This window comes from Promicromonospora sp. NPDC050262 (assembly GCF_040655935.1).
Taxonomy (GTDB): Bacteria; Actinomycetota; Actinomycetes; order Actinomycetales; family Cellulomonadaceae; genus Promicromonospora.
In genome coordinates this window covers 1-10,276 of record NZ_JBFAKX010000042.1, presented here as the reverse complement: position 1 = coordinate 10,276, position 10,276 = coordinate 1, and the positions used below count along the sequence as shown (strand labels likewise).

6 protein-coding genes and 1 pseudogene are annotated in these 10,276 nt (G+C 73.4%); 2 read left to right on the top strand and 5 right to left on the bottom strand.

All coding sequences use genetic code 11. The annotated features are described in order from the left end of the window. Window positions 1–175: 175 nt before the first annotated feature. The 3 genes from AB0I29_RS27585 to AB0I29_RS27575 all read right to left on the bottom strand — a co-directional run bounded on the left by AB0I29_RS27585 (window position 176) and on the right by AB0I29_RS27575 (window position 3,853). Window positions 176–1,498: an extracellular solute-binding protein gene (locus AB0I29_RS27585; RefSeq protein ID WP_285105889.1), complete on the bottom strand. Its 1,323-nt coding sequence runs from the start codon at window positions 1,496–1,498 to the stop codon at window positions 176–178. A gap of 194 nt (window positions 1,499–1,692) precedes the next feature. Further along, entirely contained in the window at window positions 1,693–3,036 is a 1,344-nt protein-coding gene (locus AB0I29_RS27580; protein ID WP_357487463.1) for an ABC transporter substrate-binding protein, read from the bottom strand. Window positions 3,037–3,328: 292 nt separating this feature from the next. Further along, window positions 3,329–3,853, bottom strand: coding sequence for a DUF2505 domain-containing protein (locus AB0I29_RS27575; RefSeq protein WP_182619209.1), 525 nt, complete (start codon window positions 3,851–3,853; stop codon window positions 3,329–3,331). A gap of 160 nt (window positions 3,854–4,013) precedes the next feature. Here AB0I29_RS27575 and AB0I29_RS27570 point away from each other — a divergent pair, with 160 nt between their 5' ends. Next, on the top strand, window positions 4,014–5,495 hold the full coding sequence (locus AB0I29_RS27570; protein ID WP_285105921.1) for a PAS domain-containing sensor histidine kinase: 1,482 nt from the start codon (window positions 4,014–4,016) through the stop codon (window positions 5,493–5,495). 167 nt (window positions 5,496–5,662) lie between these two features. Here AB0I29_RS27570 and AB0I29_RS27565 read toward each other — a convergent pair whose 3' ends face one another. Next, window positions 5,663–5,911 carry a WhiB family transcriptional regulator gene (locus tag AB0I29_RS27565; protein ID WP_026365970.1) on the bottom strand — a complete coding sequence of 83 codons (249 nt, stop codon included), beginning with the start codon at window positions 5,909–5,911 and terminating at the stop codon, window positions 5,663–5,665. 657 nt (window positions 5,912–6,568) lie between these two features. Continuing rightward, entirely contained in the window at window positions 6,569–9,700 is a 3,132-nt protein-coding gene (locus AB0I29_RS27560) for an FtsK/SpoIIIE domain-containing protein (protein WP_357487460.1), read from the bottom strand. Window positions 9,701–10,113: 413 nt separating this feature from the next. Between AB0I29_RS27560 and AB0I29_RS27555 the strand changes: the two are divergent. Further along, a pseudogene (locus tag AB0I29_RS27555) lies at window positions 10,114–10,276 on the top strand (ABC transporter ATP-binding protein); the annotation flags it as partial.

The window sequence follows — 10,276 nt, the reverse complement described above, 5'->3', positions numbered from 1 at the left end:
CTGGTCGCGGTGGGCTTCGCCGCGCTCGCGTTCTGGCAGCTCGCCACGGCCGTCGTCGGCGTGCCCAACGCGGAGAGCCAGCTGGCCGCGCGGGGACACGTGTCTCGACGAGCCCGGCCACCGGTCGCGGCCAGCAGTTCAGGCCCGGGACGGGCCCGCTTCAGGCAGTGCCTGCTCAGCCGAGCGCGGCAGCCTTCTCGACGGCCTCGTCCCAGGACTCGTCGGCGTCCTGCGACTTGGTGATGTCGACGCGGTTGAGCGCGTTGGTGACCTCGTCACGGATGGCGAAGTAGTGCGCGCCCTTGTACGGGGCACCCTCGATCGCCTGGGCCCGGGTGGAGAAGATCTGACCCACCGGGGCGTCGTTGAAGAACTCGTTGGTGAAGCCCTGGACGGCCTCGGACTCCTGCGCCTCGATCTGCGACGGGAACGTGCCCGAGGTCTCGAACGCCTTGGTCTGCTGCTCCGGGGCGGTCAGCCACGCGGCGAGCTCCTTGGCCGCCTCGGTGTGCTCGCCGGAGGCCGGGACGGTCAGGAACGAGCCGCCCCAGTTACCGCCGCCACCGGGGAAGACGTCGGCGACGTCCCAGCCCTCGATGCCACCGGAGTTCTGCTCGATCGGGCCGGTCATCCAGGCCGGGCACAGCATCGTCGCGAAGGCGTCGTTCTGGAAGCCGGCGACCCAGTCGTCGCCCCACTGCTCCAGGCCGGCCGACAGGTCGTCCTCGACCGAGCCGACGATCTCGTCGTAGATCGCCTTGACCTCGGCGTTGTCGCCCAGGTCCTTGGCCTCGCCCGTCTCCGGGTCCTCGAACGCGGCGGGCAGCTGGTTGATCATGCCCTGGAAGGTGCCGGCGGAGCTGTCGTACCAGGCGGCGTCCGACTCCTTGACGAAGTCACGGCCCGCGGCGAAGTAGTCCTCCCACGTCGCGTCCTCGCCACCGAGCAGCTCGGCGACCTCCGCGCGGTCGGTCGGCAGGCCGGCCTTCTCGAACAGGTCGGCGCGGTAGCAGATGGCCTCGGGGCCGATGTCGGTGCCGTAACCGATGACCTTGCCCTCGGTCGTGGTGGCCTGCTGGACCTTCCAGTCCACCCAGCGGCCCTCGAGCTCCGGGTCGGCCAGGTCGGTGAAGAGGTCGGGGTACTGCGTGAGCTCGGGCAGCCAGTCGACCTCGATGGCCTCGATGTCGGCCAGGCCCTCGCCGCCGGCGGCGAGCTTGGTGGTCATGTTGCTGCGCGCGTCGTCCGTCGTGGCGGCCTTGACGTGCTCCACCGTGACGTTCGGGTGCTCCTTGGTGTACTCGGCGAGCATCTCGTCCGTGTAGCCGAAGTCGTTGAACGTCGCGACCTTCAGGGTGATCGGGCCGTCCTCCTCGCCAGATCCTTCGTCGGATCCACCGCCGCAGGCGGTGAGGGCGAGCGCGACGGCGGCCACGCCGGCGGTCGCCTGGAGGGTACGGGCGGCTGCGCGCCGCGTGGGTCGGGTACTGCTCAGCACTGGGGACTCCCTTGTCGTGCGGTCTGGTCCTACGGGTTCCTGCGGGTCGCGATCTCGTGCCGCGCTTGGCACAGCTGCGTACCGGCACTGGGAGCGCTCCCACTCCTGGGGTGTGGGAGCGCTACCACGCGACCTGATCGTTGCGGTCCGGGCCCTGCCGTGTCAAGGCAGGGGGTGGGCGAAGCCTGGTTCGCCTACTCCTTGATCCGGAAGCCGGAGACGGTCTGCACCGCCTGGTTCCAGGCGATCTCGGGGCTGTTCGTCCCGGCGTCGACGGCGGCCAGCGCGTTGTTGACCTCGTCACGGATGGCGAAGTAGTACTGCCCCTTGTGCGGGGCCCCGTCGATGGACTGGGCGCGGGCGGTGAAGATCGTGCCCACCGGCGCGTTGTTGAAGAACGGGTTCACGTAGCCCTGCACGGCCTCGGAGCCCTGGGCCTCGAGCTGCGACGGGAACGCACCGGCAGTCGTGAAGGCCTCCGTCTGCTGCTCCGGTGCGGTGAGCCACGCGGCGAGCTCCTTGGCCTCCTCCGTGTGCAGACCGGCCGAGGGCACCGTCAGGAACGAGCCGCCCCAGTTGCCGCCGCCGCCCGGGAAGACGTTGGCCACGTCCCAGCCCTTGACCCCCTGGGAGTAGGACTCGATCGGGCCCATCATCCAGCCGGGGCACAGCATCGTGGCGAACGCGTTCTGCTGGAACCCGGCCGTCCACTGCGGGGTCCACTGCTCCAGGCCCGCCGAGAGGCCGTCGTTGATGCCGGACGTGATCTGGTCGTAGATCGCGCGGACCTCGCTGTTGGTCGCCAGGTCGGTCGGCTTCTGCGTCGCCGGGTCCTCGAAGGCGGCGGGCAGCTGGTTGACCATGCCCTGGAACATGCCGGTGGTGCCGTCGAACCACGCGGCGTCGGACTGCGCCGTGAACTGGCGGCCCACCTCGAAGTAGCGGTCCCACGTGGCGCCCTTGCCGCCGAGCAGCTGGGCGACCTCGTCGCGGCCGGTCGGCAGCCCGGCCGCCTCGAACAGGTCGGCGCGGTAACAGATCGCCTCGGGGCCGATGTCGGTACCGTAGCCGAGCAGCTTGCCGTCGGTGGTCGTGGCCTGCGCCACCTTCCAGTCCACCCAGCGCTTGGTGACCTCGGGGTCCGTCAGGTCCTCGAAGAGCTCCGAGTGCTCCATCAGCTCCGGCAGCCAGTCGACCTCGGCCGCGACCACGTCGGCGAGCTCGGACCCGTCACCCGTGGTGAACGCCTTGAGCATCTGCAGGCGGGCCTCGTCGGACGTCGGCGCCACGATGTGCTCGACGGTCACGTTCGGGTGTTCCTCGGTGTACCGGGCGAGCAGCTCGTCGGTGTACCCGAAGTCGTTGAACGTGGACACGGTAAGGGTGATCGGAGCGTCGTCGCCGTCGGAGCCCGCGGCTTCCTCACCCAGGAGCGAGCCGCATCCGGTGAGGGGCAGGACGAGGGCCGCGAGTGCGGCAGCGGCCGCGCGGTGAGGGGCGACGGTCCGGCTTCGGACCGGTCCGTGTTTGGTGGGCACTGGTACTCCTTGTGTTCGGTACGCGTGTCGATGCGTGAAAGCGATATCAGAGCACAAACTCGCCCACATCCGACACGAATGTTCGCTCAGGTTCTAGCACCTCGCCGTCGGGAAACGAACGAGGTGGAACGAACGTAAAGTACCAATTGAGAAACGATGTCTGAAATGCCGCAGTCGTGCCTGGAAGGGAAAAAACTCGTCAGGATCTGACGCGGGTCGCGCCGTCCGGCGCGATCCGCAGGGGCATCCTGGCAGGGACATCCCCGTCAGGGGAAGTCCCGTCCGGGACGGCTCAGGCCGTTCCGGTGCGCTTGCCGGCGAGCCAGTCGCGGCCCGCCTCGGCCTCGGTCTCGAGGGTGGTGCGCACGGCGCTGACTGCGGCCTCCTCGATCACGGTGCCGAACAGCGGGACCGTCGCCCGGACGTCGCCCGCGTAGGTGAGGCGGGTGCCGCCGTCGGGCAGGGCGGTCAGGGCCGCGGTGGCCGTGACCCGCACCGGCGCGCCCAGGATCTCGACCGCCACGGTGCCCGTGCGGCGCCCCTCGGACGCCGCCTCCCAGGCCTCGGCCTGGCGGATCTCGAGGTGCGCCCCCACGAACGGGCGCGCCTGCACGGGGATGATGTCGGTCGGCAGGGTGCGCCGCACCACGACGGTGAAGCCGGTGACCGCGGTCCCCGTGACGTCGGCCTGCTCGACCACGCCGTTCACCGAGCCGGTGGAGCGCTGGGCGCGCCACCGCACGAACGACTCGTCGGCGAGCATCGCGGAGACGTCGTCGATGTCTGCGGGGAACGTCAGGTCCACTGTCAGGTGCACGGGCTCTCCTCCTCGCGCCGACGGGGCATGCCGGTGGTGGAACTCTAACCGACGCGTTGCGCGCGTCCGATCTGGAGGAGCCGTGCCCGGGCCGTGGGTACGCGCCGAGCACTCATCGGTCCATGAGCCGGTTCCGACATAGGCTTGGCGCGTGTCCGCGATGAGTGACCTGATCCTTGAGCACGCCGACCTCGAGCCGGCCGACGTGGAGTGGCTGCATCTCCTGGTCGGCGACTGGCAGGTGGTCTCGGACCTGGCGTTCGCGGACCTCGTCCTGTGGTTGCCGACCGATGACGGGCGGTTCGTCGCGATCGCCCAGTGCCGGCCGTCGACGGGTGCCACCGTGCACTACGACGACGTCGTCGGCTCGTTCGCGCCCGAGGGGCAGCGCCCGCAGCTCGCCAAGGCGATGGCCGAGGCGAAGGCGCAGCGCGCCCGCGAGCCGCGCTGGTTCGGCGCGTACGCCGTGCGGGAGGAGGCGATCCCCGTGGTGCACAAGGACACGGCGGTCGCGGTGATCGCGCGGCAGACCAACCTCGGTTCGGGCCGGACGCCGTCGCGCCTGGAGCTGAACTACGTCGAGGCGGCCGACGACCTCGTGGCGATGATCCCGCGGGGCGAGTTCCCCCTGCCGAACGCCGCGACCGGCTCGCGCCGCGGCGCGCCGCGCGTGGGTGACGGCCTGATCCGCCTCAACTCCGAGGGCGAGGTGCTGTACGCGAGCCCCAACGCGCTGTCGTGCTTCCACCGGCTCGGCGTGATCGGCCCGCTCGTGGGGCAGTCCCTCGTCGAGGTGACGGCCGACATGGTGGAGCAGCTCCAGCCCGTGGACGAGTCGCTGCCGCTCGTGGTGATGGGGCGCGCCCCGTGGCGCACGGACATCGAGGCGCACGGGGTGTCCCTGTCGCTGCGCGCGATGCCGCTGACCGACCGCGGCCAGCGCATCGGCGCCGTGCTGCTGTGCCGCGACGTGTCCGAGCTGCGCCGGCGCGAGCGCGAGCTCATCACCAAGGACGCGACGATCCGTGAGATCCACCACCGCGTGAAGAACAACCTGCAGACCGTGGCCGCGCTGCTGCGGCTCCAGGCCCGGCGGATGGACGTGCCGGCGGCCAAGGAGGCGCTCGAGGAGGCCATGCGGCGCGTCTCGACGATCGCCCTGGTGCACGAGAGCCTCTCGCAGACGCTCGACGAGCAGGTCGAGCTCGACGACATGGTGGGCAGGGCCCTGCGGCTCACGGCCGACGTCGCGTCGGCGGACACCTCGGTGCGGACCGTGCGGACCGGCTCGTTCGGCATGGTGCCCGCGCAGGACGCGACGCCGCTCGCGCTCGTGCTCACGGAGCTGGTCACCAACGCGGTCGAGCACGGGTTCGTCGGGCGTTCCGCGGGCACGGTCGAGATCGCCGTGGAGCGCGAGAACTCCGACCTGCGGGTGGTCGTGGCCGACGACGGCGTGGGGCTGCCCGAGAACGGCGGCGCCGGCGGACGGGGCCCCGGCAGCGGTCTGGGCACGCAGATCGTGCGCACGCTCGTCACCAACGAGCTCGGCGGGACCATCGAGTGGTCGGCGCGGCCCGGCGGCGGCACCGAGGTGGTGCTGCAGCTCGTGCTGCGGGTGGCGGAGCCGGCCCGCTCCTGACCGCCCTGACGCGTCAGAACCCCGCCAGACGTGTCAGACCCACAGGTCACCGGGGTGACCTGTGGGTCTGACAGGTGTGGAATGACGCGAGCCACGCCTGGGCGGAGGGGGCGTGCTCAGGCGTGGCTCGCGGAAAACGTGGTGCGGGGTGGTGCTGTGCTGTCGGTTCAGCCTGCGCGACGAGCGCGCGCGGTGCGGCGCTTGAGCGCACGGCGCTCGTCCTCGCTCATGCCGCCCCAGACGCCGGCATCCTGGCCGGACTCGATCGCCCACTTGAGGCAGGTGTCGACTACGTCGCAGCGACGGCACACGGCCTTGGCCTCCTCGATCTGCAGCAGGGCAGGGCCCGTGTTGCCGATGGGGAAGAACAGCTCGGGGTCCTCTTCGAGGCATGCTGCGCGGTGGCGCCAGTCCATGGTCACGTACTCCTTGGAAGGAACTTCCCACCGTCCGGCTCGCCACTAGGGAGCATCGTCGTCGTGCGTCTGGGGCGCGCAGGTCTGGTTGTGGATCGTTTTCCGATCCCTGAGCGCCAGGCGGCGACCGACGGGGGTGTGTTCGGGGGTGTGTGGGATTGCTGCATCTAGGTTCACACGCTCGTGAACGCTCGCACAAGGGGTTACGGCGAAGTTTCTGAGCCATGAACCCTGAGGTATCCGTCACACTATTGTGAATACCCTTCTCGCCAGTATCCTAGTTCGTCGTGCCTGTACTGGAAGCCTTTTTCGCACCTCGTGTCCCGGCGTTTCTTCGTGCCCTCGTGATCGGCGTGGTGGTCGAGGTGATCGGCCTCGTTGCCTTCGCCGTGGTGCTCCTTGGCGAACTCATTACGGGCGGTTCCATGTCAGTAGGAGTGAGCCTCTTTCTGGTTCTCTTCCTCCTGGGAGTCGCCTGGGTTCTCGTGGTGTGTTGCCGGGCACTTCTCGCGGGTCGCCGATCCGGCCGCGGACCCGTCGTGACCTGGCAGCTCTTTCAGATCATCGGGTCGATCGCGGCGGTCGGGAGCGGCAGCGGACCCGCCGTCCCCGGCGGGTGGGCCGCGCTCGTGATCGCGGTGGGCGTGGTCGTGCTGCTCATGACGCCCGCCGTCGTCGCGGCGACGTCCGGGACCCGCTCGGAGGACTGAGCACCCGGGGCCGGTCCGGCTGGGCGACCTCCGGTTCGAGCACCTGGCACAGCACCGGATCGTCCCGGTCGCACCAGGCGGCCCGGCCGGGCGGCCCGCCCGCACCCGCGAGCATCGCCGGTGCCCCGAGCACCACGTCGGCTGCGCGGTCGGTGCTCAGCAGCACCAGGCGCGGCCCGAACCGCGCCGCCAGCCCGCCCACGGACGGGCCGTCGGCCGTCACCGCGAACGAGACCCCCGACCGCAGCGTCGCGAGGGGCAGCGTGCCGCGCACGTCCTCGACACCGTCGATCAGCACCAGCGTGCCGTGTGCCGTTCCGGGGGCGGCGGGCCCGGCGTCGGACAGCAGGCGGTCCAGCGCCCCGGCGCCGTCCGGGTGGCTGGTGCCGGCGTAGCCGGGGTGGTCCCGCAGTACCGCCAGTCCGGCGGCGTCGCGCGTGATCCCGTGGACCCGCCAGCCCCGGCGCAGCGCGGCCAGGGCCACCGTGACCAGTGCGGTCGTGCGGCCCGATCGGGCCGGGCCGACTACCGCGAGGTGGCCGTCCGCCGGGCGCCAGGCGACCGTCGTGCGGCGCTGTCCCTCCGGGTCGTCGCCCAGGGCGAGCGCGAGGCCGTCCCGGTCCCGCCGGGTGCGCGGGGGCAGGTCGGCGGTTCCGGCCGACCGGGGGAGCGGCGGCAGCCAGGGCGGCGCGCCCGGGCGGTGACCCAGCGCACTGGCGGCCTGGCGGATGGCATCGACGACCAGTGTGGCGACGTCCTGCACCGTGGTGTCCTGCCCGGTGGCATCCGGTCCGGTGGCGTCCGGTCCCGGCGTGGCCGTGACGGCGACGCGCGACGCCGTCGCGCGGCCTCCCGGCCGTGCGGGCGCGCGGCGGACCAGGGGCAGCCGCGCCTCGGGCGACGTCGTGACGTGCGCGCACTGCAGCAGCACGGGTCGCGCCGAACCGAGGCGCAGCACGGCCCGCCCCGGCGTCGTGCCCGGGAGGTACGCCGCGGCGGGGTCGTCGACCACGTCGCGCGACTCCAGCGGATCGGTGACCCGGAGCGCCAGCCGGGCGCTGACGTTGGCCCGCAGGTCGGGGCCGACGGCGCCGCCCGGCCGCTGGGTCGCGAGCACCAGGTGCACGCCGAGCGACCGGCCCTGCGCCGCGACGCGCAGCAGCGCCGGCAGGAACGCGGGGAGGTCGTCGGCCAGGGCGCGGAACTCGTCGATCACGACGACCAGCCGGGGCAGCACACCGGGCGGGAGCGCGACGACGTCGGCCGCGCCGCGCTCCGCGAGGATCCGCTCCCGGCGCCGCAGCTCGGCACGCAGCCCGGCGAGCGCCCGAGCGGCCAGCCCGGGTTCGAGGTCGGTCACCTGCCCCACCACGTGCGGCAGCCGGCCGCAGGCACCGAGGCTCGCGCCGCCCTTGAAGTCGACCAGCACGAGCGCGAGGTGTGCGGGCGGCCGGGCGAGCGCGAGCCCGAGCACCAGCGTCTGGAGCAGCTCGGACTTGCCCGACCCGGTGGTGCCCGCGACGAGCAGGTGCGGCCCGTCCCGGACCAGGTCCAGGAGCACGGGCGCGCCGTCCGCGCCGAGGCCGAGCGGCACGGCCCAGCCGTCGGCGCGTGTCCGGTGCTCCGCAGCCGCCTGGTCCTCCGCAGCCGCCCGGCCCCCCGCGCCCGCCCAGCCAGCGGCGACCCGGTCCGGTCCGGGGACCTCGTCGAGACCGTGCGCCCTGGTCAGGGAGACGGCGGCGGGCAGGCGCGGGTCGTCGTCGCGACCGTCGCCGGAGCCACGCAGCGTGGCAGCCGTCCGGGCGAGCCACGCGGCGCCCGCCAGCAGCCGGGCCAGGTGCTCGGCCCACTCGACGGTGACGCCCACGAGCGGCACGGTCCGCGCGGCGCCGTCCGGCCCCGTGATCCGGACCCGGCGGGCGTCGAGCACCTGAACCAGCGCCCGGCAGCCGGGCGGCACGGACCCGACGGACACCATGAGGTGGGCGGACGACGGGGCGGGCCTGCCCGGCGGGCCGCCAGCCACCGGCGGGCCGTCGACCACCAGCACCGACGGCCTGCCGTCGGGGAGCCAGCGGGTCCAGGACCAGCCCTGGGCGCCGTCGTCGACCCGCACGCTCGCGCCGCGGGCGGCGAGCCCGGCGACCAGCGCGCGGGCGACCGACCGGGCGAGGTCCCCCGGGCCGAGCACGGCGACCGCGCCGTCCCGCAGCAGCGCGGCCCACGGGCCGTCCGGTGCGGACGGGAGGTCCACGGCCGCTCCGGACGCGGCACCGGGGGCCGCCGTCGCGCCTCGCGCCAGGGCGGCCGCCCAGGCCTCCCGCGCCGCCGTCCACGCGCCGGGCGAGACGTGGAGCGCGGCGTGCGCGAAGGCGAGGAGGCGCGCCGGCCCGGGCAGCTCGCGCGCCCCGCCGCGCGCGGCGCCCCGGCCCGTCGTCCGCTGCCGCGCGGCGCGCAGCTGCGGGGCGGCCACAACCAGGCCTACCAGGGCGAACACCGCCAGGACCGGCTGACGCAGGACCGCCGCGAGCACCAGTGACGCGACCGCGGGGAGCAGCACGAGCGGCCACGGGACGCCGCCCGGCGCGGTGTCCGGCCGGGGTGCGAGCAGTGCGGCAGGACCGCGGGACCGGCTGATCACGAGGCGCCCGCCCCGGCGCAGGCGGGCCCATGTCCGGAGGGCAGCCCAGGGGCTGTCGGCACCCACGACGGTCCCGGCGTCGGGACCGGTCACCCGGACGACCAGCCAGGCCCGGGTGAGCCCGGCTGTGTCGAGACCGGCGGCGGCGTGACCGGGTCCGGGCCCGGCATCCGGGCCGGCCGCCCCCGGCCCGGCGCCGTCCGGCCGCCGCACCCGCAGCACGGCGCCGGGCAGCAGGGGGCGCTCGCCGACCACCTGGTCGTCGGTCAGGCGCACACCGTCGGCCGTCAGCGCCGCCCACCGCAGCTCGGGGCGGCGGGCGAGCGCGGCCAGCGGCCCGCGCACCTCGCCGAGCCGGCTGCCCGGCCGCAGGAGCACGTCCTCGCCCGGGTGCAGGGTCACGCGCACGGCGTCGTCGGGCGGCGGGGGTGTGGTCATGCCCCCAGCCTTGCGCCGGCCGGTCCGCGCCAGGGCCCTGACCAGGGTTTCTGTGCACAACCCCGGCTTCCACAGGCTTACCGTCGCGCTCCCTGGGGCACAACCCCTGGGGGACTGCCCCTACCCGGGACTGACGAGATGTACGACCAAGGGATGACACGACCAGGGAAGGATCAGGCCGACGCCCGATGTCCAGACCCGCCCCGGCTCCGTAGGTTCGTTGATGCCGGCCGAACCGGGGTCCACCCCGGGAAGGCCGGACCACTTCCGGGCCGCTCGCGGGACACGTTCCCGCAGGCGTCGCCCGGCGCGTGTCGCCACCGGCGGCCCGCGCAGCACGCAGCAGCGCCAGCATCCAGCGGCGCCAGCATCCAGCAGCGTCGATCACCGAGGAGAATCTCGTGGACACCACCGTGTACGTCCCGGCGGACCAGCCGGCTCCGGGTTCGGGCAGGGCCGCCCGTGCCGTCCGGGCCAGGAACCTGACGAAGACGTACGGCAAGGGTGAGGCGATCGTGCGCGCCCTGGACGGCGTGGACGTCGACTTCGAGCAGGGCCGGTTCACCGCGATCATGG

Excerpts from the sequence above, each read along its gene's own strand:
- AB0I29_RS27560 (WP_357487460.1), bottom strand. The coding sequence starts at position 9,700 with ATGACCACACCCCCGCCGCCCGACGACGCCGTGCGCGTGACCCTGCAC.
- AB0I29_RS27570 (WP_285105921.1), top strand. The coding sequence starts at position 4,014 with ATGAGTGACCTGATCCTTGAGCACGCCGACCTCGAGCCGGCCGACGTG.
- AB0I29_RS27565 (WP_026365970.1), bottom strand. The coding sequence starts at position 5,911 with ATGGACTGGCGCCACCGCGCAGCATGCCTCGAAGAGGACCCCGAGCTG.